This is a genomic window from Tepidicaulis sp. (genome assembly GCF_965222285.1).
Taxonomy (GTDB): Bacteria; Pseudomonadota; Alphaproteobacteria; order Parvibaculales; family Parvibaculaceae; genus Tepidicaulis.
This window is the reverse complement of record NZ_OZ244942.1, coordinates 21,604-42,795: the sequence shown is the minus strand read 5'-3', so window position 1 is coordinate 42,795 and position 21,192 is coordinate 21,604. Positions and strand designations below refer to the sequence as shown.

The window sequence follows — 21,192 nt, the reverse complement described above, 5'->3', positions numbered from 1 at the left end:
GGGGTGACATCAGAGTATGGGGTAAGGCACTGCCCTGCAGCTAGCTCAGACTGTCACCCCGGGCTTGTCCCGGGGTCCATCGGCCTGTCGTCGGTCAGGCAGCAAGCTGACTACCTGCTCAAACGTCGAGGTTCGCCACCGCCAGCGCGTTTTCGCGGATGAAGTCGCGGCGCGGCTCCACCACATCGCCCATCAGCTTGACGAAAAGATCGTCCGCCTCATCGAGCTGGCGCACTTTTACCTGCAGGAGCGAACGGGCTTCCTTGTCGAGCGTCGTTTCCCAAAGCTGATTGGGGTTCATTTCCCCAAGGCCCTTATAGCGCTGGAAGGAAAGGCCTTTGGACCCGGCCTTGAAGATCGCATCGAGAAGCTGAGAGGGCGAGCGGATGATGTGTTCATCGTCCTTGCGGCGCAGCTTGCCCGCTTTCACATAAACTTCCTGCAAGTGCCCAGCCATGCGGTTAAGGGCACGGGCATCGGCGCTGGCAATGAGCGGCCCGTCGATGGTCAGTTCTTCCTTCACGCCGCGTACTTCCCGCTCGAAGCGTAGGCCCCCATCCTGTGTGGGGCGGCCCGTCCAGCCGCGTTCTGTTTCTTCCGAAAGAAGATCGAGACGGCGGGCGATATAATCGGCGGCATTGCGGGCGCGCTCTTCATCGGCCAGCACCTCCGGATCGAGCGCACCGGCAATCGCCGCCTGCTCGACCGCAAAATGCGGATATTTCGTCGGCAGCTGCTGCAGGATCGAGCGCACCTGGCGGGCTTTCTCCACAACGGCGCGCAAGTCGGCACCCGCCAATTGCACATCGTCATGCTGGGTGAAGACCATTTCTTCCAGACCCGTTTCGACCAGATAATCTTCCAGCGCCTTTTCGTTCTTCAGATAGGTCTCCGAATTGCCGCGCCGCACCTTATAAAGCGGCGGCTGGGCGATATAGAGATGACCGTTCTCGATGATCTCCGGCATCTGGCGGTAGAAGAAGGTCAGAAGCAATGTGCGGATATGGGCACCGTCCACGTCGGCGTCCGTCATGATGATGATCTTGTGGTAGCGCAGCTTCTCGATATTGAAATCCTCGCGCCCGATCCCCGTGCCAAGCGCGGTGATCAGCGTGCCGATTTCATTCGAAGAGAGCATCTTGTCGAAACGCGCGCGTTCGACATTGAGAATCTTACCGCGCAGCGGCAGCACTGCCTGTGTTGCCCTGTCGCGGCCTTGCTTGGCCGAACCTCCAGCCGAATCACCCTCGACGAGAAAGAGTTCGGATTTCGCCGGATCGCGCTCCTGACAATCGGCAAGCTTACCGGGCAGGCTGGCCACATCGAGCGCGCCCTTGCGCCGGGTGAGCTCGCGCGCCTTGCGCGCCGCCTCGCGGGCCGCCGCCGCTTCCACGACCTTGGCGACAATGGTGCGCGCTTCTGAAGGGTGTTCCTCGAACCAGGTGGACAGCGCCTCGTTTACCGCGCTTTCCACGATGGGGCGCACTTCGGAGGAAACGAGCTTGTCTTTCGTCTGGCTGGAGAATTTCGGGTCCGGCACTTTGACCGAGAGAACGCAGGTCAGCCCTTCGCGCGCATCATCACCGGTCAGCGAGACCTTTTCTTTTTTCGCGATCCCGGATTCTTGCGCATAGGAATTCACCACACGGGTGAGCGCGCCGCGGAAGCCGGCCAAATGCGTGCCGCCATCGCGCTGGGGAATGTTGTTGGTAAAGCAGAGCACGTTTTCGTGGTAGCTGTCGTTCCACCACATGGCCGCTTCGACGGTAATGCCGTCCTTCTCCGTCATCAGCTTGATGGGATCGGGCACGAGCGGTGATTTCGTGCGATCGAGAAAACGCACGAAGGCTTCCAGCCCGCCATCGTAATGAAGATCGACGCGCTTTTCCTCGGCATGGCGCGCATCGATGAGCGCAATGCGCACGCCGGAATTGAGGAAGGCAAGTTCGCGCAGCCGGTGTTCGAGCGTGGAAAAGCTGAACTCGGTAATGGCGAAAATATCGGCAGAAGGATGGAAGGTCACTTCCGTGCCTGTCAGCTTCTTGCCGTTTTCCTCGCCTGCCTCGCCGATCACTTCGAGCGATTTGACGGCGGCGCCGTTTTCAAAGCGCATGGCATGCAGCTTGCCGCCGCGGCGGATGCGCAGCTCCAGCCAATCGGAAAGCGCGTTCACCACCGAGACGCCCACCCCGTGCAAGCCGCCCGAGACCTTGTAGGAGTTTTGGTCGAACTTCCCGCCCGCATGAAGCTGGGTCATGATGACTTCGGCCGCCGACACCCCTTCTTCCTTATGGATCTCGGTGGGAATACCGCGGCCATTGTCGGAAACGGTGACGGAGCCATCCGGGTTGAGGCGCACCATGGCGGTGTCGCAATAACCGGCCAGCGCCTCGTCGATGGCATTGTCCACCACCTCATAGACCATGTGATGGAGACCCGAGCCGTCATCCGTATCGCCGATATACATGCCCGGGCGCTTGCGCACCGCATCCAGCCCTTTCAGGACCTTGATGGAGCCGGCGCCATATTCCTCTTCGCTCCCTTGCGGGCCGCTTTCCGGCAGATCCGACATGTCTTTCTCCTTGCAATAAGGCGCCCGGAAAAACGGGCCGCCTTCCTTAAAGCGCGCTTTCTTCCAGCGCGCCTTCGGAAACCATGAAACTTTGCGCGCGGGGTCCGAAGCTTTCAAAAAGGCTCCGGTCCGTCCCCGTCATGAATGCCTGCGTGCCGAGCGCTACGATCTCATCGAACAGCGCCGCGCGGCGGTCCTTGTCCAAATGCGCCGCCACTTCATCGAGCAGCAGAATAGGCGCCGCCCCCGTCTGGCGCGCGAGAAGACGCGCATTCGCGAGCATAAGACCGATGAGGAGCGCCTTTTGCTCGCCCGTCGAACAGGCACCCGCCTCCATGTCCTTCGGCCCGTGGCGCACCAGAAGATCGGTGCGGTGCGGCCCCTCCAGCGTGCGGCCCGCGCCCTGATCGCGCAGGCGCCCCTGCTTCAGTTGGCCGATCAGCGCGTCCTCGGCATCCACCGCCGCGCCGCTTGCCACTTTCAGTTCCATCATCCCGTCCAGCGCAAGCTCGGCTTTCGGGAACGCCCCTTCGGCGGTAACCGCGATCGCGCCTTTCAGCCGCGCCACGGTTTCCACCCGCGCGGCGGCAATGGCAACGCCGTGGCTTGCCATCTGCTCTTCAAGGCCCGTGAGCCAGGCATTGTCCATGCGCCCGTCGGCCAGCAGCCGGTTGCGCTCGCGCATCGCCCGTTCATAGGCGTTGACCCGCGTGCCGTGCGAGGGATCGAACCCCATCACCAGCCGGTCGAGGAAACGGCGGCGCCCGCCTGCGCTTTCCACGAATAACCGGTCCATGGCCGGGGTCAGCCAGACCTGGCGCATGTAATGGGCGAGCGGCCCGGAGCTCGGCTGCGTTTCCCCGTCGATCCGCACGGTGCGGGTGCGCGTCTCGCTACCCAGCGCTGCCGCTTCGATGCCCGTGCCAAGACGGCTTTCGCCCATCGGCCCCTCAAGCACCGCGGAGACCGCCCAGCCGCCTGCGCCCGTCTTGCGCGCCAGTTCGTTATAGGCCGCCCCGCGCAGGCCGCGTCCCGGGGTGAGCAGCGAGACGGCTTCCAGAAGATTGGTCTTGCCGGCGCCGTTCGGCCCCGCCAGCACCACGGGCCGTCCATCGAGGCTCACATCCGCGCGCGGATAAGAACGGAAATCCGTGACGAGCAACCGGCGCAGCCGCAAGGCGGGTTTCACCGCTTCTTGCGCAGCGGCTTCTTCCTGCAACGGATCACAGGTTATGTCCGGCCGCGCTGACGCTTCCAACAGCACCTCTCTTAAACGCGCATCGGCATCAGCACATAGATGGCCGATGCATCTTCGCTATCGCGGATCAAAGTGGGCGAACCGGAATCGGCCATGGCAAAGAGCGCCCGCTCGCCATCGAGCTGACCGGCAATGTCCAGAAGATAGCGCGCGTTAAAACCGATCTCGATGGCGTCGGCCGTGTAATCCACCGCCAGCTCTTCCACCGCGCTGCCCGAATCCGGGTTGTTGACGCTCAAGGTCAGCTTGCCGTCATCGAGATGAATTTTCACCGCGCGGGATTTTTCCGTCGAGATGGTGGAGACGCGGTCCACCGCCTGTGCAAAGCGTTTGCCTTCCACCTCAAGCATCTTGTCATTGTCCTTGGGAATGACGCGCTCATAGTCAGGGAAGGTGCCGTCGATCAGTTTCGAGGTCAGCACCACGCCGCCGAATTCGAAACGGATTTTCGTGTCGGAGACGGAGACGTGAATGAGCCCGTCCTGCCCTTCGGCCAGTTTCTGAAGCTCCTGCACGGTCTTGCGCGGCACGATGATGCCGGGCATGCCCGCTGCCCCGTCGGGGAGCGGGTAATCGGCCTGGGCAAGACGGTGCCCGTCCGTCGCCACGGCGCGCAGCATCGGCTCGTCGCCTTCCACCGTGTGCAGGTAGATACCGTTCAGATAGTAGCGGGTTTCTTCCGTCGAAATCGCAAAGCGGGTCTTGTCCATCAGCCGGGCAAGGGCGGCGGCGGGCAGATCGAAGCGGTGCGGCAACTCGCCTGCGGACATGGCCGGGAAATCTTCCTGCGGCAGGCATTGCAGCGCAAAGCGCGAATGGCCGGCCTGCAGCGTCAGCCGCCCGTCATCGGCGCCGTAGATCAATTCCACCTGCGTGCCGTCGGGCAGTTTGCGCACAATGTCGTAAAGCGTGTGGGCGCTTGCCGTGGTGCCGCCGGGCTGCGCCACATCGGCGTCGATCGCCTCGACCACTTCAATGTCCAAGTCCGTTGCCGTCAGGCTGAGCTGGCCTTGATCGGCGCGGATCAGAACGTTGGAGAGAATGGGAATGGTGTTACGGCGTTCCACAACACTTTGAACGTGGTTGAGCGACTTCAGCAAGGCACCGCGCTCGATCGTTATCTTCATGGCTTCCCCACACTCTCCATCATTACCCCTCACGGGCCTCGTTTCATCCAGTCCGGGCGCCTTTGAGGCGGGCCTGCCGCAGGCCGGCGCGGTTCCGCGCACGCCCTTAACCACAGACAGCCAAGAAAGGAAGGGTCGCCCTGATGCGCCTGCTATTGCCAGGCCATCCACGCCGCCGACCCGCGAGGCTGGATACCGGCCTCACACCGGGCCCGAAGTATAGCAAAAGCCCTGTCCAATGCACGTCTTTCGCGCAAGGGAGAGGCCGATAATGGCGCTTTTTTCAAGGCGTTAGGGCGCTTTGCGGCGGGCGGGGAAAACCAGGACCGCACCCTTGCCTGAGCCATACAGGAAAGAGGGCGCGAATCAGCCCGGCGAGGCGGCGCCGAAGGTTCTCGAGAAGGTCCCGGGAGATGCTTAGAGCTCGGGCGGGCCGCCTTCGAGCATGCGGCGCAGCAGGTCCACATCCTCCTCGAGGCCCGCATCTTCCTTGCACAGGGAATCGACCTTGCGCACCGCGTGAATGACGGTGGTGTGATCGCGCCCGCCGAATTTGCGCCCGATCTCGGGCAGCGAGCGGGTGGTGAGCTGCTTGGACAGATACATGGCGATCTGGCGCGGGCGGGCAACGGCGCGGGCCCGGCGGGCCGAGAGCATGTCGGCCAGGCGGACATTGTAATATTCCGCCACCCGGCGCTGAATTTCCTCGATCGTCACTTTGCGCTCGTTGGAGCGCAGAAGATCACGCAGCACGTCCTGCGCCATTTCAAGCGAAATGGGCCGGCCGACCAGCGAGGCATAGGCGACGACGCGTTTCAGCCCGCCTTCGAGCTCGCGCACATTCGAGACGATCCGGTGCGCCAGAAACTCCAGCACCGCCGGGGGAATGTCGATATTGCCGCCCGAGCTCATGATCTCATCGGCCTTGGCCTGCAGAATACCGAGACGCAGCTCATAATCGGTCGGGTGAATGTCGGCGACGAGGCCCCAGCCGAGGCGCGAGCGGATGCGCTCCTCGATGCCTTCCAGATCGGAGGGCGAGCGGTCGGCGGAGATGATCACCTGGCGGTTATGATCGATCAGCGCGTTGAACGTGTGGAAGAATTCTTCCTGTGTGGATTCCTTGCCGGAGATGAACTGCACATCGTCCACCATCAAAACGTCCACGGTGCGGAACTGCTGCTTGAAGGCCATCGTGTCCTTGAAGCGCAGCGCGCGGATAAACTGGTACATGAATTTTTCGGCGGAAAGATAAAGCACCTTGCGCTCGGGGTGTTTGCGCCGGATTTCCCAGGCGATGGCATGCATCAAATGCGTCTTGCCGAGCCCCACCCCGCCATAAAGGAAAAGCGGATTGAAGGAGACGTCGCGCGTTTCGGCAACGCGGCGGGCGGCGGCATGGGCAAGTTCGTTCGACTTGCCGACGACGAAATTCTCGAAGGTGAAGCGCGGATCGAGCGGCGCGCCGAGATCCTCGCTGCCATCGCCGAGGGGGCCGGACGCATAACCGCTATAGACCGTTTGCGGCGCAGCGCTTTGTGCGCTTTGCGCGGCACCCGTGCGGGCGGCGGCGGCTGCTGCGCGCATGGCGGGCGACGGCTGAACGGCGGCTTGAGCGGCTGCCTGCGCGGAGGAAGCCGGTGAGGCAGGCTTCGGCGTCTCGCCGCCATCACCGCGCATCGGATCGCGCACGAGAATTTCGATTTTCTGTACCGTGGGGTCTTCGTCCTGCCACAGGCCGACCAGACGCTCCGTCTGATGCGCGAGAAGCCAGGAGCGGATGAAACGTGTCGGCACGGAGAGCACGATCTTGCCGTCGCCCACACCGATCATGTCGGCATACTGGAACCAGCTGACATAGGTCGCCTCGCCCAGTTCCGCTTTCAGCCGTGCCTTGACGCGGTCCCATTGGGACTTGAGATCGTGCCGATCCGCCGATCCGCCAGACACTGCTACCTGCTCGCCCCTTTCCAACATGGTACCGCCGCTAACCCCTGTTGCGCGGACCATAAGACGGGGCGCCAAAACGCCCGGCCGGTCCGCAATTCCGTTTTCCCTTGGCAGTTTTCTGCCTTCAGGCCTCTCCCCACCCGGATGGGGCCGCCGTAATCAAGGCCCCGCTCCGCCTATCCGGTCTGCCCCCGCAAAACCGGCCGCACTTATTCCGCTAACTCTGCCGCCAGGGCAGATCCGCCGCCTTCCAGCCGTTTTTCCGGCCCCGGTGGCGCGCCTCGTCAAGATCGCCTTCGAACCCGCCGGCCACATTATGGCAAGCGGTAAAGCCCGCCTTCGTCATGGCCTCGGCAGCCGCGCGCGAACGGGCGCCCGACCGGCAGAGGAAAAACAGGTTCACGTCTTGACCCGCCTCTTTCAGCGCGCCGGAAAGGGCCTCGGTGAAATCCGGGTTGACCTGCATGGTGGGCGCCATCTGCCATTCAAGGCACATGAGCTCCTGTCCGATCCCCTCAAGATCGGGGATGCCGACAAAGGTCCATTCCGCCTTTGTGCGCACGTCGATGAGCTTTGCTGCAGGATCTTCTTTCAGAACGCGCCAGGCCTCCTCGACACTGACGTCGCCCGCATAGCCTTCTGCCTGTCCGGATAATAATTCAGGCGCCACGCCAGCCATCTGTCCCTCTTTCACACATACCCTCCAACATGCCGCCCGATGGGCCGCCGTTCGAAGGGCCTTCAAATCCGCACCAACCGCGCCGCAAGTGGCCGCGCCTTTTCACCATCGTTCGTCAACAAGCAGCAAAAGCCGAGTCCGAAAACGCCGGGACGTTTCCAGGAGCATTATCTCTGCAAGCCAGAAGCTTTTATGATGATGATTACTTAAAGACGCGCGAGCGAAAACTTACAACGACTTGCTTAATGGTCACGATTACTTGCTTATTCAGTATTCGTAACCCCCAAGCAGGGCGTCAACCATACTGCGCGAGGCCGGGAGAGGCAATAGGAAGGAATCGGGAACGTCAAAAAAACTTCGTGCTGACAGTGTCTGCGTTGCCGATATATGACACTTGCATAACGCGCATAGGATTTTTTGCACTGCGCTAAAACCGCGCCGTGACGCGGAATTATGACATGTATCAAATTGGCATTGAGCTTTAAAACCAACTACCTAGAGGCTTTCATCTAGGTATTGCAGCAGCACAAAGCCATACAAAAACCCGCGCCTGATGCGCGGGTTTTGTGACGTTCGAATTTCCGTAAAATTACGGAATAAATACTTATTGATCACGCTCTGCAGAGATGCAGATTGCCCGGCTTTTAAGCAGGCAGCGCGCTGATCCGCTTGGCAAGCCGCGAGACTTTCCGCGAGGCGGTGTTCTTGTGCAGCACGCCTTTCTGAGCGGCGCGCATCAGCTCGGGCTGCGCGGCGCGGAACGCGGCTTCGGCAGCAGCTTTTTCACCGCGCTCGATCGCCTCTTCGACCTTGCGCGTGAAGGTGCGCATACGGGAGCGGCGGTTGCGGTTTACGGCCGTGCGGCGCTCGATCTTGCGGATCGCTTTTTTGGCTGAAGGTGTATTCGCCATCTTGTCCTTCCGCGTAAGAACCGCCGCCCATGGGGCCGGCCCCTACGATCTCTCTTCGGTTAACGATTATCTCGCTCAAATCCTGTCGTCATGCGGGCAAAAGCCCCATGCGCCTGGACGCGGCGTTATACTGCCGCGCCCTTATGGCGTCAACACCCGACAGGGGCAATTTCCCCATTCGGGCCGTTATTCTCCCGCCAAAGGCCTTTGAGGACGCTCTGCCACAGCAAGAGCCGGGAAAAGCCAGGAAAAACCCGGCCTATTCGTCCTTGAATTTCGGCTCCCGTTTTTCCGTGAAAGCCGTCATGCCTTCTTTCTGGTCATGAGTGGCGAACATGGAATGGAAGACCCGGCGCTCGAAACGCACCCCTTCGGACAAGGTGGTCTCATAGGCCCGGTTCACGGTCTCTTTCGTCATCATGGCGATGGGCAGGGATTTATCGGCAATGGTGCTTGCCGCCTTCATCGCCTCCTCAAGCAGCTCGCCCTTCGGCACGATACGGCTGGCGAGCCCGGCGCGCTCGGCCTCTTCGGCATTCATCATCCGCCCGGTCAGGCACATTTCCATCGCCTTCGACTTGCCCACGAGACGGGTGAGGCGCTGGGTGCCGCCAATGCCCGGCATAACGCCGAGATTGATTTCCGGCTGGCCGAATTTCGCATTGTCGCCGGCCAGAATGAAATCGCACATCATGGCAAGCTCGCAGCCCCCGCCCAGCGCATAACCGGAAACGGCGGCGATGAGCGGCGTGCGGGCCTCGGCAATGCGGTCGGCTTTGGTGAAAAGATCTTCTTTGAAAACATCCATATAGGATTTGGGCTGCATTTCCTTGATGTCGGCGCCCGCCGCAAAGGCCTTTTCCGACCCCGTGAGCACGATGCAGCCAATGGCCGGATCGGCATCGAACGTACCCACCGCCTCGATCAGCTCATCGAGCAGCTGATTGTTGAGCGCGTTCAGCGCCTCGGGGCGGTTGAGGGTGATAAGGCCGACATTGCCCCGCGTTTCCACCAATATCGTTTCATAAGCCATGACACTCTCCCTCGCGGTCTTTTGACCGGCTTTCTTTCTTCCCGGCTCTGCCGCCTTTATGGCGTTCATCTTATAGGCAGGACGGGTCAGCGCTGGCAGGTGCCGCAGAAAAAGCTCGACCGTCCCGATTGCACGATGCGCGCCACCCTACCCTTGCAGCCGGGCTTTGAACAGCTTTCCCCTTCCCGGTCATAAACCGCGAAACGGTGCTGGAAATAGCCAAGCGTGCCGTCGGTATGCGCGTAATCGCGCAAGGTCGAGCCGCCGGCCTCGATCGCCTCGGCAATGACCTCGCGAACCGCGCGGGTGAGCCGCTCCAGCCGCTCGGTCGGCCGGCCGCCCTTGGCGCTCAAACTCTGAGCCTGACGGCGCGGGGAAAGCCCCGCCCGGTGCAGCGCCTCGCAGACATATATATTGCCGAGCCCGGCCACCACATGCTGATCAAGGAGCGCGGCTTTCAGCGGCGTCTTCTTGCCCTCAAAGCGCTGCGCCAAAAATTCGGCATTGAATTCATTGCCGAGCGGCTCCGGCCCGAGGCTTGCCAGATGTTTCGATTGCGGCAGCTCCGCTTCGCCGATGAGGTCCATATAGCCGAAGCGGCGATGGTCGGAATAAACGATGCGCGTGCCGTCTTCCATATCGAGGACGATATGATCATGGGGGCCTGCGCCGTCCGGCCCCGCCATCGACCCTTCCAGTGCGAAATCGCCGGGCGAGCTTGCCGCCCCTTCCCCTTTCGGTGGCCAGATCGTAAAGCGGCCCGACATGCCCAGATGCGAGAGCAGCACCTCGCCGCCATCAAGATGCAAAAGAAGATATTTCGCCCGCCGCCCAAGATGCATGACGCGGCGCCCGGTCAGCCGCTCGGCAAAGCGCTCCGGCAGGGGAAAACGCAGATCGGGGCGCTTTGCGAGCGCACGGGTGATGCGCTTGCCCGCCATGGCGGGCTCCAGACCCCGGCGGACGGTTTCGACTTCTGGCAATTCGGGCATAAGTTGTTCTTCGAGGCTGTTCTTTCGGGGGGCTGTTCTTCGGATGACTTCTTTTAAGCAGACCTGGGCGAGGGCTATTAAAAAGCCCGGCTGCGGCGCTTCGACACGATTTTAAAAACACCTTACCGTAGCGCGGCTTAGCCCGGTAGGCTATGGTCGCGCCCGGCCCGCCGGGTCACAAACGCGCAAGCGGCGAAACGAGGTATCTCATGGCACGCCCGGCCGAAAATTCCCCTGAGCATGGCGCCCGCGAAGAGGCAGAAGAGCGCACCACGCATTTCGGCTTCCGCACGGTGGAAGAAGACGCCAAGCAGGGCATGGTCCATAGCGTCTTTGAAAAAGTCGCCGAGCGCTACGACCTGATGAACGATCTGATGTCGGGGGGCCTGCACCGGCCCTGGAAAGACGCGATGATCGCCTGGCTCGCACCGCCCAAAAGCGCGCGGCCTTATGCCCATATCGATGTGGCGGGCGGCACGGGCGATGTCGCCTTCCGGCTTCTGGACCGGGCCGGGCCGCATGCCCATGTCACGCTTTGCGACATCAATCCGCATATGCTGGGCGTCGGCAAGGCGCGGGCGGAAGCGGGCGGCTATAAAGAGCGCACGGAAATTACCTGCGGCAATGCGGAGAGCCTGCCCTTTCCGGATAAGAGTTTCGATTCCTACACCATCGCTTTCGGCATTCGGAACGTCACGCATATCGAGCGGGCGCTCGCGGAAGCCTACCGGGTGCTGAAACCGGGCGGGCGCTTTCTCTGTCTTGAATTCAGCCAGATGGTGCTGCCCGGCATCGACAAGATTTACGACGCTTATTCCTTCACCGTCATTCCGCGCATGGGGGGCTGGGTGACGGGCGATCCCGATCCTTATCAATATCTGGTGGAGAGCATCCGCCAGTTCCCGGACCAGGAACGCTTTGCCGCGATGATCCGCGAGGCCGGGTTTGCGCGCGTGCAATACCGCAACCTGTCGGGCGGGGTTGCGGCCATTCATTCCGGCTGGCGGCTTTAAGCGATGGTCCGGGGTCTTCGACATTTTCTAAGGCTGGTCAGCGCCGCCCGTGTGATGGCGCGCCATGACGCGCTCTTCGAGCTCGATCTGGCAAAAGACAATCTGCCGCCCGTAGCGCTTGCGCTCCGGCCCCTCGCCAAGCTGCGCCTGCCTTTCGAGCGCAAGGTGGAGACAAGCGGGGATATGGCCGAGCGGCTTTCCGCCGCGCTTGCCGAGCTCGGGCCTTCTTACATCAAGCTTGGGCAGTTTCTTGCCACGCGCCCCGACATGATCGGGCCGGAACTTGCCGGCGATCTCGGCAGCCTGCGCGATCAATTGCCGCCTTTCGAGCAGGAAGAAGCGATCCGCATTATCGAAGACCAGCTCGGCGCGCCTATCGACACGCTTTATGAGAGTTTCAGCGAGCCCATCGCCGCCGCCTCGATTGCCCAGGTGCATAAAGCCACGCTGAAGAACGAGGATGGCGGCACGCGGGATGTCGCCGTCAAAGTGCTCCGGCCCGATGTCGAGGCCCGCTTCCAGCGCGATCTCGACGCGTTTTTCTGGGCGGCGGAAAAACTCGAAACCCTGGTGCCCGAGACACGGCGCCTGCGCCCGCGCGCAGGGGTTGAGACGCTCGCCAATTCCGTCGAACTGGAAATGGATCTGCGCCTTGAAGCAGCCGCCATGTCCGAGATGGCGGAGAACACGGCAGACGATCCGGGCTTCCGCGTGCCGGAAGTGGAATGGAACCGCACCGCGCGCCATGTGCTGACGCTGGAATGGATCGATGCGGTGCCTGCCAGCGATGTCGAGGCGCTAAAAGCGGCAGGCCACGATATGAAGCGGCTCGGCAACCGGGTTATTCAGAACTTTCTTCTGCATGCCACGCGCGACGGCTTTTTCCACGCGGACATGCATCAGGGCAATCTTTTCGTCGACGGCGAAGGCACGCTCATCCCGGTCGATTTCGGGATCATGGGCCGGCTCGATGAACGCTCGCGCCGTTTCCTCGCCGAAATTCTCTACGGCTTCGTCAAACGCGATTATCAGCGTGTCGCGGAAGTGCATTTCGAGGCAGGCTATGTGCCGCCCCATAAAGACGTCGCCACTTTTGCCCAGGCGCTACGCTCCATCGGCGAGCCGATATTCGGCAAGGAAGCCAAGGACGTTTCCATGGGCAAGCTCCTGGCGCAGCTCTTTCTCGTCACCGAACAGTTCGACATGGCCATGCGCCCGGAGCTCATTCTCCTGCAAAAGACCATGGTCGTGGTGGAAGGCGTCGCACGCTCCTTCGATCCGGAACACAATATCTGGGAAGCCTCCGAGCCCATTCTGGCCGACTGGATGATGCGCCGCATCGGACCGGAAGCCCGCCTGCAGGAAGCCGCCGACGGGGCAATGGCGCTGGGGCGCAGCCTTTCGCAATTGCCCGAACTGCTCGCCCGCGCCGAACGCACGCTCGATGCCGCCGGCAATCCGGAGGGCATGCGCCTTCACCCGGAAAGCCTGAAAGCCATCCGCGAAGCGGAAACCGAAGGCGGCCGCGGCACCCGCGCCGCCCTCTGGCTCGGCGCCCTCTCCCTCCTCGGCCTTCTGCTGCTTCAGATTTTCTGAAACTACTGGGCCGCTTCCGGCGAAGCGGCATCGAGGAAAGCGCGCGCTTCTTCATGGGCCTGCCACCAGGCAAGAAAAGCGGCGCGCTGACGGGCAAGCTCTTTATCGAGGTTGGATACGGTGAGGCGCACGCCGCCCGCTTCCGGCCCCTCTTCGCCCGCCTCCAGCATCTCCGCCATCATGCGCTTGCCAATCTCAGGGCGCACATGATGGGAATCGTAAAACGCGCCTTGCCAGGGCTCTTCGTTTTCGGGCGGCAGCGTGACGGCGGTGAGCGGGCTGAGACGCGCATAATCCCATAGCGCGATATCGGTGCCTTCTTCGCGCGTCTCTTCGGCGAGATGGAAAATCTCTTTCTTCCAGGCCTCGAAAAGCGGCCAGAGACCGGCTTTGTCGATTGCGCCGAGATGCAGCGCCTGTACCGGTGAGAAATATAGAACGACGCGCTGACCGCGTGCTGCGGCCTCTTCCAGAACATGCTGGATATGGGCAAGCCCGCCTGGGTTCAAGCGATAATCTTTATAAAGAGTTTTACTGGTTAGATAGAATTTCAGAGTGGACGCCGTGCTGTCCCTGAAGCCTCTATTTGTTGCCGCCTCACATTCCAAAAGACCGGGCAGGCGCGTGCCGTCGCGATACCAGATGTCCTGACAGGGATCGCCCCGCCCGCGATATTTCAGCGCCTTGCGCACCGCCTCCAGCGTATCGATAGAAAGCAGCGCCAGCGGCAGATCGCTAAGCCGGCCAAGATGGTTGCGTGCGCCCTGCGGCGTTACGGCAAGGCGGGTGTCGCTGAACGCGTCCTGCGGGGCAAGCTGCGCATTGAACATGTAAAAATCGAGCCCTAGCACGAGGGTGCGCACATTCCCCACCCCGTTTGCATGATCGATCATGCGCCGGACTTCATAAATGTTGGGGCCGGAGAGCGCGGCGTTGAATGCCGGCCCCTCACCTAAAAGCCGCTCCGCCTCGGCGGGCACCAGCGCATATTCCGCGCGCGAGGACCCAGCCAGGAGAACACGCGGGGCTATGTTGCGGGCCATATAGGGTTTGGTGATACGGGTGAAAGGCCCGATCCCCTCGATCGGCTCACCCTCTACTGCAGTATGAAAAATCCGGTAGGGGTCCACAGCCCAGCTCACTCCCGCCGCCGCAGCGCATAAAAGCGTCAACGCTCCGAGCAGGGAAAAGAGATATCGGCGCAGATGCTGTCTCATGGCCTAAAACTGGAAATAGAGGAAGGGGGAGACGCGGGAGAGATGCAGCAGCGCGGCAAAGCCGATCAGTGCGGTAAAGAGCGCCCAGCCGAACGAGGCGCGCCAATGCACTTTCAAGACGCCCTTGTCCCAGCGCGTCACCGCGCTCGGGTCAATCACCGGATGATAGCGCCGCATCCATTGCACCGTATTGGGCAGGAACCAGCAAATCGCAAAACCTGCCGCGATGAGGGAGAGCGGGCGGGAGCTGTCCAGCATGTCGATGGGCGCAAGAGCGCCGCGTTCGCCCTGCCCGAAAGCGGCGGCAAGCACCGTTAATGCACTATCGAGCGAGGCGGCGCGGAAGAACACCCAGGCAATGACGACAAAGAAAAGCGTTACCAGCCGGCCCGCCCAAAGCCCGGCCCAGGACGGAAGGAACGAAGAAGCGCCCGCCGCCGCCCCGCGCCACTGGCGCCAGAGATGATTGCAGACAAGATAAACGCCGTGCAGACCGCCCCAGATCACGAAGGTCCAGCCGGCCCCATGCCAGAGCCCGCCCAGCAGCATGGTGATGAGCAGATTGGTATGGCGGCGCATGTCGCCCTTCCGGTTGCCGCCCAGCGGGATATATAGGTAGTCACGCAAAAAGCGCGACAGCGTGATGTGCCAGCGCCGCCAGAAATCGATGATGCTGGCCGCCCGGTAAGGCGAGAAGAAATTGACCGGCAGGCGGATGCCGAACAGCCGGGCGAGCCCCACCGCCATGTCCGAATAACCGGAAAAATCGAAATAGATCTGCAGCGTATAGGCAAGCGCGCCGATCCAGGCCTCGCGCATGGTCGGCACATAGCCGCCCTCCACCGCGCCGAAGAGCGCGTCTGAATAAGGCGCGATCTCGTCGGCCAGCACCACTTTCTTAAAAAGCCCGATCGCGAAGATCGTCAGACCGATCGACAGGTTGCGCGCCAGGTGGCGCTGATGCTGCGTGAATTGCGGCAACATCTCCTTGTGATGGACGATGGGCCCGGCAATGAGCTGGGGAAAGAAGGTGACGAAGAGAAGATAATCGACGAGCCGGTAATTCTCCGCCTCCCCGCGCGCCGCATCCACAAGGAAGGCGATCTGTTGAAAGGTGAAAAAGGAAATGGCGAGCGGCAGCACGATATGGGGTACGGGAAAGCCAGTGCCTGCCGCCGCATTCACCGCTTCGGTGAGAAAGCCCGCATATTTGTAATAACCGAGCAGACCAAGATTGAAGGCGATACCGCCTGCGAGCAGCACACGCGAGCGCGCACGGCGAATGAAAAGAGCGGCGAGATAATTGACGGCGATGGAGCCTGTCAGCAGGAAAACGTAGCTCAGTTCCCACCAGCCATAGAAAAAGAGCGAGGCGGCAACGAGCCAGAGCTTGGCGAGGCGGAAGTCGAGCCGGCTCGCGGCCAGATAACCCGCCAGCGTGACCGCCAGAAACACAAGAAAAATATGGGAATTGAACAACATAAGAACGCCAAGACCGCCCAGGCGGCTTCCCCCCTCGCCCCGCCGCGCGCGGGGTTTCAAGGTTTAGCAGGAGCCCCGGCGCGGAGCCAGCCCGCTATGGGGACGCCCGCTGGAAACCTGCATGATTCACGGAAAAGCGGGCGGATAAAAAATGATCTACAAATCCTTGGCGTAAAACCCTATATTCCCCTCATTGCCCGGAGAGGCCCGGTTTTGCTCTCTGGGCCGTTTCATGAGGAGTATCGGCGTGGCGCAGTCTCAAAACCTAGCCGGCCAAAACCTGACCGGTAAGCGCGTGCTTTTGATCATAGGCGGCGGCATCGCGGCCTATAAAACGCTCGACCTCATCCGCCGCCTGCGCGAGCGGGGGGCGGCGGTGCGCGCCATCATGACGCGCGCGGCCCAGGAATTCGTGACCCCGCTTTCCGTCTCCAGCCTGACGGGCGAGAAGGTGTTCAGCGATCTCTTCGATCTGACGGATGAAGCGGAAATGGGCCATATCCAGCTTTCCCGCTCCGCCGATCTCATTATTGTGGCGCCCGCCACCGCCGATCTCATGGCGAAGATGGCGACGGGCCGGGCGGACGATCTTGCCTCCACCGCGCTTTTGGCGACCGACACCCCGGTGCTCATCGCACCCGCGATGAATGTGCGCATGTGGCTGCACCCGGCCACCCAGCGCAACATTGCCCAGCTGAAAGCCGATGGCATTGCCTTTATCGGCCCCAGCGAGGGCGACATGGCCTGCGGTGAATACGGGCCGGGGCGCATGGCCGAGCCCTTGGAAATCCTCTCCGCCGCCGAAGCGATGCTCGGCGCGGGCACCGCCCCCCTTGCCGGGCTGAAGGCTCTCGTCACCTCCGGGCCGACCCATGAGCCCATCGACCCCGTGCGCTATATCGCCAACCGCTCTTCGGGCAAGCAGGGCCATGCTATTGCCGCCGCGCTCGCCCGGCTCGGGGCGGAGACGCTGCTGATCTCCGGCCCGGTGAACCTGCCCGACCCGTTGGGCGTGTCCACGAAACACGTTGAAACGGCGCGCGAGATGCTGGCGGCCTGCGAGGCGGCCCTGCCCGCGGACATTGCCGTTTGCGCCGCCGCCGTTGCCGATTGGCGCGTCGACAATGAAGCCGGACAGAAAATCAAAAAGGAAAAGGGCGGGCTGCCGCAGCTCAGCTTTACCGAGAACCCGGACATTCTCGCCACGCTTTCCAAACTCAATCATTCCCGCCCGCGCCTTGTCATCGGCTTTGCGGCGGAAACAGAAAACGTTATCGAGCACGCCACCGCCAAGCGGGCGCGCAAGGGCTGCGACTGGATCGTCGCCAATGACGTTTCGGTGGACGAGAGGGGCGGCGGCGTCATGGGCGGGGAGGAGAACACCATTCACCTCATCCGCGCGGAAGGGCGCGAGGACTGGCCGCGCATGGCCAAAAGCGCCGCTGCCGAAAAACTCGCCCATGCCATTGCGCAGCATTTTTCTTTATCAAGCGAAGGACCCCGTTCATGAGCGCCTCCATTCCTGTCGATGTGCAGCGCCTCGATCACGGCAAGGATTTGCCGCTGCCGAAATACGAAACGGAAGGGGCAGCCGGCATGGACCTTCTGGCGGCGGTGCCGGAAGCAGAGCCGCTCGTGCTTGAGCCCGGCAAACGCACCATGGTGCCGACGGGCCTTGCCATCGCCCTGCCGCCCGGCTTTGAAGCGCAGGTGCGCCCGCGCTCCGGCCTTGCCGCGAAGAAGGGCGTCACGGTGCTCAACTCGCCCGGCACGGTGGACTGCGACTATCGGGGCGAGGTGAAAGTCATTCTGATCAACCTCGGCGAGGAGGCCTTTACCATTCAGCGCGGCGAACGCATCGCGCAAATGGTCATCGCCCCCGTCACACAAGCCATGTGGAAAGAGCGCGACAGTCTTTCCGAAACCAGCCGGGGGACGGGCGGTTTCGGGTCGACCGGGGTTGCCGCGCGCTAAGACAAGAAGAGGGAGAGGCGGGACATGCTGCGTTTGTCGAAAAAAACCATGCTCGCGCTGGAAGCCGTGATCGATGTCGCCGTCAATGCGCGGCCCGATCCCGTCCAGTCGAAGGAAATCACGAAACGCCAGGGCATCCCCCAGCGTTATCTCGAACAGGTCATGCAGCAGCTCGTTCATGCCGGCATTTTGAAAGGCGTGCGGGGGCCGAAAGGCGGCTACCGGCTTGCCCGCGAGCGCCGGCGCATTACGGTGGGCGAAATCGTGCAGGTGGTGGGCGCCATGGAAGCGGCCGAGGAAGTGCGCTCCCAGCCTTCCGATCTTGGGCAGAAAGTCGTCGGGCCGCTTTGGGAAGATATTCAGACCGATCTGATGCAGCGTCTGAACGGCATCACCATCGAGGATTTATGCCGCAAGGCAGAACAGACCGGCGCCACGACCGCGGGCATGCCGGCAGCGGATTTCACGATCTAACATTCCGCTGCGCCGCTCTTACATAAAGAGGCAAGGCGCAGCCAACAGGTGGAGGACATTATGAGCCAGGCAGCAAAAACAGGCGGCACCCCCGAACACCGCCCGGGCCGCGGGCGCATTTACGACAGCATTACCGAAACGATCGGCGACACGCCGCTTGTGCGCCTCAAACGCCTGCCGCAGGAAGCGGGCGCGAAAGCGGATGTGCTGCTCAAGCTGGAATTCTTCAACCCGCTTGCCAGCGTCAAAGACCGGATCGGCGTTGCCATGATCGAGGATCTGGAACAGCGCGGGCTCATCAAAGAAGACACGGTGATCATCGAACCGACTTCCGGCAATACCGGCATCGCGCTTGCCTTTGTCTGCGCGGCGAAAGGCTACCGGCTGATCCTGACCATGCCGGAGAGCATGTCCATCGAGCGGCGCAAGATGCTGGCGCTCTTGGGCGCAGAGATTGTGCTCACGCCGCCGGAAAAAGGCATGAAGGGCGCGGTCGCCGAAGCAGAAGCGCTGATGAGCAAATATCCCAATTCCGTCATGCCGCAGCAATTCGACAATCCGGCCAATCCGGAAATCCACCGCAAGACCACGGCGGAGGAAATCTGGAACGACACGGAAGGCAAAGTCGATGCGGTGATTTCCGGCGTCGGCACGGGCGGCACCTTTACCGGCGTCGGCTCGGTGCTGAAAGCACGCAAAGCCTCGCTGAAAATGATCGCGGTGGAACCGGAAGACAGCCCCGTCCTTTCCGGCGGTCAGGCCGGCCCGCATAAAATTCAAGGCATCGGCGCGGGCTTCGTGCCGAGCAACCTCGAAAAAGATCTGATCGACGAAGTGGTGACGATCGGCAATGAGACGGCCTTCGAAACCGCCCGCAAGGCGGCAAAACTGGAAGGCCTGCCCATCGGTATTTCCTCCGGCGCGGCGATTGCCGCGGCGCTGGAAGTCGCCCAGCGCCCGGAAATGGAAGGCAAAACCATCGTTGCCATCATCCCGTCCTTCGCCGAACGCTATCTTTCGACGGCGCTTTTCGACGGGCTTTGAGGTTTATCCCGCATCAAGACAAAAGCCGCTCTCCGGAGCGGCTTTTTTGTTGGCGGCGGCTTTTCGGGACGCAGGCGCTGCATGGACCCCGGCTCGAGGGCCGGGGTGACAGCTTCTATGTGATGCACCGCTTTGCCGCAGATGACACATGTCACCCCGGGCTTGTCCCGGGGTCCATAACTTAACCGGCTTGATGCCTTCCCGAAAGGACCCCATCTTGAAGCTCAGTTCCGAAGAAGAGACATACCAGGGGAGCCGCCATGCCCGCCAAACATGAAAAGGCCGCGTTGATCGTCGGCGCAGGGGATGCAACGGGCGGGGCGATTGCCAAGCGCTTTGCCAGGGAAGGCTATGCCACCGTCATGATCCGCCGCCATGCCCGCCAAACATGAAAAGGCCGCGTTGATCGTCGGCGCAGGGGATGCAACGGGCGGGGCGATTGCCAAGCGCTTTGCCAGGGAAGGCTATGCCACCGTCATGATCCGCCGCCATGCAGACGCTCTGGAAGAACTGGCAAGCGCCATCCGTGCGGCAGGCGGCACCGCCTATCCTATGGGCGTCGATGCGCGCGATGAAGATCAGATGGTGGCGCTTTTCGCCCATATCGAAGAAGAGATCGGCCCGCTTGAGGCCGTGATTTTCAATATCGGCGCCAATGTGCATTTCTCCATTACCGAGACCACCGCGCGGGTCTTCCGCAAGGTCTGGGAGATGGCGTGCTTTGCCGGCTTTTTGACGGGACGCGAGGCCGCGCGCCACATGCTGCCGCGCGGGCGGGGCACGGTGATCTTCACCGGCGCCACCGCAAGCGTGCGCGGGAGCCCGGGCTTTTCCGCTTTTGCGAGCGCCAAACATGGGCTCAGAGCCCTTGCCCAAAGCATGGCGCGCGAGCTTGGGCCCAAAGGCATTCATGTCGCCCATAGCGTCATCGACGGGGCGATCGACACGGCCTGGATCGCGGAAAACTTTCCCGAGCGCTACAAGCTGAAAGAAGAAGACGGCATTCTGGACCCCGCCGCCATTGCTGATGCCTATTGGGCGCTGCACAGCCAGCCGCGCAGCGCTTGGACGCATGAGCTCGATCTGCGTCCCTGGATGGAAAAGTTCTAAAGCCCCGCCCTACCTCCAAACGAAAGAGTCCTCATGAGCAAACAGGTTGAATTCTTTTTCGATGTCGGCAGCCCGACCACTTATCTTGCCTATACGCAGCTGCCCGAGATCGCCGCGCGTACAGGTGCCGAGATCGTCTGGAAGCCGATGCTGCTCGGCGGTGTCTTCAAGGCAACGGGCAATCAGACGCCTGCCGCCATTCCCGCCAAGGCCGTGCATATGAATGCGGATCTCACGCGCTTTGCCGCGCGCTACGGCGTGCCGCTCACCTTCAATCCGCATTTTCCGATCAACACGCTGCAGCTCATGCGCGGGGCGGTTGCCGAGCAGCAGGAAGGGCGCTTGCTCCCCTATCTTAAGCTTGTCTTCGATGCGATGTGGGTACACCCGCGCAATTTGAACGATCCGGCCGAGCTTGCCCGGCTCCTCAAAGAAGGCGGGCACGACTCTGAGGCCTTTGCAGCGCGCCTGCAGGCAGAGGTCGTCAAAGAGGGCCTGAAGAAAAACACGGAAGAGGCGATCCAGCGCGGTGCTTTCGGCGCGCCCACCTTCTTTGTGGGTGAGGACATGTTTTTCGGCCAGGACCGGCTCGATTTCGTGGAAGAGGCACTGAAGGCGGAGTAGGCCCTCTTCTGCCTTAAATAGAGGCAGGAATTGGCTCTATAGGCCTTAGGAGCAAGCCCCCACGGATAAAGTAAATAGACCTGTCACAGTTCCCTCAGATAGTCTGACAAGGAAAACGATCCGCTTCAGCCTGAGG

The 21,192-nt window shown here is 61.9% G+C and carries 19 protein-coding genes; 9 read left to right on the top strand and 10 right to left on the bottom strand.

Features of this window, described 5'->3' with window-relative positions; all coding sequences use genetic code 11:
• Positions 1-118: 118 nt before the first annotated feature.
• The 8 genes from gyrB to mutM form a co-directional block, all read right to left on the bottom strand.
• Positions 119-2,572, bottom strand: coding sequence for a DNA topoisomerase (ATP-hydrolyzing) subunit B (gene gyrB, locus ACOQOT_RS00195; protein ID WP_420560410.1), 2,454 nt, complete (start codon positions 2,570-2,572; stop codon positions 119-121).
• A 46-nt stretch (positions 2,573-2,618) separates the two neighbouring features.
• Complete coding sequence (recF, locus tag ACOQOT_RS00190) at positions 2,619-3,761, bottom strand: DNA replication/repair protein RecF (protein WP_420561968.1); 1,143 nt, start codon at positions 3,759-3,761, stop codon at positions 2,619-2,621.
• A gap of 80 nt (positions 3,762-3,841) precedes the next feature.
• Positions 3,842-4,957, bottom strand: coding sequence for a DNA polymerase III subunit beta (gene dnaN, locus ACOQOT_RS00185; RefSeq protein ID WP_420560409.1), 1,116 nt, complete (start codon positions 4,955-4,957; stop codon positions 3,842-3,844).
• A gap of 417 nt (positions 4,958-5,374) precedes the next feature.
• Entirely contained in the window at positions 5,375-6,934 is a 1,560-nt protein-coding gene (dnaA, locus tag ACOQOT_RS00180) for a chromosomal replication initiator protein DnaA (protein ID WP_420560408.1), read from the bottom strand.
• A 190-nt stretch (positions 6,935-7,124) separates the two neighbouring features.
• Complete coding sequence (locus ACOQOT_RS00175; RefSeq protein ID WP_420560407.1) at positions 7,125-7,586, bottom strand: rhodanese-like domain-containing protein; 462 nt, start codon at positions 7,584-7,586, stop codon at positions 7,125-7,127.
• A 644-nt stretch (positions 7,587-8,230) separates the two neighbouring features.
• A complete protein-coding gene (rpsT, locus tag ACOQOT_RS00170) occupies positions 8,231-8,497 on the bottom strand; it encodes a 30S ribosomal protein S20 (RefSeq protein WP_045442075.1) in 267 nt (88 codons plus the stop codon).
• A gap of 259 nt (positions 8,498-8,756) precedes the next feature.
• Positions 8,757-9,530 carry an enoyl-CoA hydratase gene (locus ACOQOT_RS00165; protein WP_420560406.1) on the bottom strand — a complete coding sequence of 258 codons (774 nt, stop codon included), beginning with the start codon at positions 9,528-9,530 and terminating at the stop codon, positions 8,757-8,759.
• Positions 9,531-9,616: 86 nt separating this feature from the next.
• Complete coding sequence (gene mutM / locus ACOQOT_RS00160; RefSeq protein WP_420560405.1) at positions 9,617-10,522, bottom strand: bifunctional DNA-formamidopyrimidine glycosylase/DNA-(apurinic or apyrimidinic site) lyase; 906 nt, start codon at positions 10,520-10,522, stop codon at positions 9,617-9,619.
• Positions 10,523-10,731: 209 nt separating this feature from the next.
• Here mutM and ubiE point away from each other — a divergent pair, with 209 nt between their 5' ends.
• Positions 10,732-11,535: a bifunctional demethylmenaquinone methyltransferase/2-methoxy-6-polyprenyl-1,4-benzoquinol methylase UbiE gene (gene ubiE, locus ACOQOT_RS00155; RefSeq protein ID WP_420560404.1), complete on the top strand. Its 804-nt coding sequence runs from the start codon at positions 10,732-10,734 to the stop codon at positions 11,533-11,535.
• Positions 11,536-11,538: 3 nt separating this feature from the next.
• Positions 11,539-13,131, top strand: coding sequence for a 2-polyprenylphenol 6-hydroxylase (ubiB, locus tag ACOQOT_RS00150; protein ID WP_420560403.1), 1,593 nt, complete (start codon positions 11,539-11,541; stop codon positions 13,129-13,131).
• Positions 13,132-13,133: 2 nt separating this feature from the next.
• On the opposite strand, the gene ACOQOT_RS00145 is transcribed toward ubiB, so the two are convergent.
• Both ACOQOT_RS00145 and ACOQOT_RS00140 read right to left on the bottom strand, forming a co-directional pair.
• Positions 13,134-14,273: a hypothetical protein gene (locus ACOQOT_RS00145; protein ID WP_420560402.1), complete on the bottom strand. Its 1,140-nt coding sequence runs from the start codon at positions 14,271-14,273 to the stop codon at positions 13,134-13,136.
• 78 nt (positions 14,274-14,351) lie between these two features.
• A complete protein-coding gene (locus ACOQOT_RS00140) occupies positions 14,352-15,830 on the bottom strand; it encodes an MBOAT family O-acyltransferase (protein WP_420560401.1) in 1,479 nt (492 codons plus the stop codon).
• A 247-nt stretch (positions 15,831-16,077) separates the two neighbouring features.
• On the opposite strand from ACOQOT_RS00140, the gene coaBC reads away from it, so the two are divergent.
• From coaBC to ACOQOT_RS00105, 7 genes are all read left to right on the top strand, one after another.
• The gene (gene coaBC / locus ACOQOT_RS00135) at positions 16,078-17,340 is read left to right on the top strand and encodes a bifunctional phosphopantothenoylcysteine decarboxylase/phosphopantothenate--cysteine ligase CoaBC (RefSeq protein WP_420560400.1); all 1,263 of its coding nucleotides are present in this window, start codon (positions 16,078-16,080) and stop codon (positions 17,338-17,340) included.
• Positions 17,337-17,804: a dUTP diphosphatase gene (gene dut / locus ACOQOT_RS00130; protein WP_420560399.1), complete on the top strand. Its 468-nt coding sequence runs from the start codon at positions 17,337-17,339 to the stop codon at positions 17,802-17,804. The genes coaBC and dut overlap by 4 nt, the downstream gene beginning before the upstream one ends.
• 24 nt (positions 17,805-17,828) lie before the next feature.
• Complete coding sequence (locus tag ACOQOT_RS00125; protein WP_045442056.1) at positions 17,829-18,278, top strand: RrF2 family transcriptional regulator; 450 nt, start codon at positions 17,829-17,831, stop codon at positions 18,276-18,278.
• Positions 18,279-18,338: 60 nt separating this feature from the next.
• Complete coding sequence (cysK, locus tag ACOQOT_RS00120) at positions 18,339-19,322, top strand: cysteine synthase A (protein WP_420560398.1); 984 nt, start codon at positions 18,339-18,341, stop codon at positions 19,320-19,322.
• Between the two features lie 260 nt (positions 19,323-19,582).
• Positions 19,583-19,714, top strand: a complete 132-nt coding sequence (locus tag ACOQOT_RS00115) for a hypothetical protein (RefSeq protein WP_420560397.1) — start codon at positions 19,583-19,585, stop codon at positions 19,712-19,714.
• Positions 19,698-20,432 (top strand): SDR family oxidoreductase, encoded by a 735-nt coding sequence (locus ACOQOT_RS00110; protein ID WP_420560396.1) that lies wholly within the window; start codon positions 19,698-19,700, stop codon positions 20,430-20,432. Before ACOQOT_RS00115 ends, ACOQOT_RS00110 begins: the two co-directional genes overlap by 17 nt.
• A 33-nt stretch (positions 20,433-20,465) precedes the next feature.
• Complete coding sequence (locus tag ACOQOT_RS00105) at positions 20,466-21,056, top strand: 2-hydroxychromene-2-carboxylate isomerase (RefSeq protein ID WP_420560395.1); 591 nt, start codon at positions 20,466-20,468, stop codon at positions 21,054-21,056.
• The last annotated feature ends 136 nt before the right edge of the window (positions 21,057-21,192 follow it).

Bases quoted from the DNA above. Each gene is read 5' to 3' on its own strand.
- ACOQOT_RS00165 (WP_420560406.1), bottom strand. From the start codon at position 9,530: ATGGCTTATGAAACGATATTGGTGGAAACGCGGGGCAATGTCGGCCTT.
- ACOQOT_RS00175 (WP_420560407.1), bottom strand. From the start codon at position 7,586: ATGGCTGGCGTGGCGCCTGAATTATTATCCGGACAGGCAGAAGGCTAT.
- dnaA (WP_420560408.1), bottom strand. From the start codon at position 6,934: ATGTTGGAAAGGGGCGAGCAGGTAGCAGTGTCTGGCGGATCGGCGGAT.
- ubiE (WP_420560404.1), top strand. From the start codon at position 10,732: ATGGCACGCCCGGCCGAAAATTCCCCTGAGCATGGCGCCCGCGAAGAG.
- ACOQOT_RS00105 (WP_420560395.1), top strand. From the start codon at position 20,466: ATGAGCAAACAGGTTGAATTCTTTTTCGATGTCGGCAGCCCGACCACT.
- cysK (WP_420560398.1), top strand. From the start codon at position 18,339: ATGAGCCAGGCAGCAAAAACAGGCGGCACCCCCGAACACCGCCCGGGC.
- mutM (WP_420560405.1), bottom strand. From the start codon at position 10,522: ATGCCCGAATTGCCAGAAGTCGAAACCGTCCGCCGGGGTCTGGAGCCC.
- ACOQOT_RS00140 (WP_420560401.1), bottom strand. From the start codon at position 15,830: ATGTTGTTCAATTCCCATATTTTTCTTGTGTTTCTGGCGGTCACGCTG.
- dut (WP_420560399.1), top strand. From the start codon at position 17,337: ATGAGCGCCTCCATTCCTGTCGATGTGCAGCGCCTCGATCACGGCAAG.
- ACOQOT_RS00110 (WP_420560396.1), top strand. From the start codon at position 19,698: ATGCCCGCCAAACATGAAAAGGCCGCGTTGATCGTCGGCGCAGGGGAT.
- rpsT (WP_045442075.1), bottom strand. From the start codon at position 8,497: ATGGCGAATACACCTTCAGCCAAAAAAGCGATCCGCAAGATCGAGCGC.
- ACOQOT_RS00125 (WP_045442056.1), top strand. From the start codon at position 17,829: ATGCTGCGTTTGTCGAAAAAAACCATGCTCGCGCTGGAAGCCGTGATC.
- ubiB (WP_420560403.1), top strand. From the start codon at position 11,539: ATGGTCCGGGGTCTTCGACATTTTCTAAGGCTGGTCAGCGCCGCCCGT.
- dnaN (WP_420560409.1), bottom strand. From the start codon at position 4,957: ATGAAGATAACGATCGAGCGCGGTGCCTTGCTGAAGTCGCTCAACCAC.
- gyrB (WP_420560410.1), bottom strand. From the start codon at position 2,572: ATGTCGGATCTGCCGGAAAGCGGCCCGCAAGGGAGCGAAGAGGAATAT.
- ACOQOT_RS00115 (WP_420560397.1), top strand. From the start codon at position 19,583: ATGCCCGCCAAACATGAAAAGGCCGCGTTGATCGTCGGCGCAGGGGAT.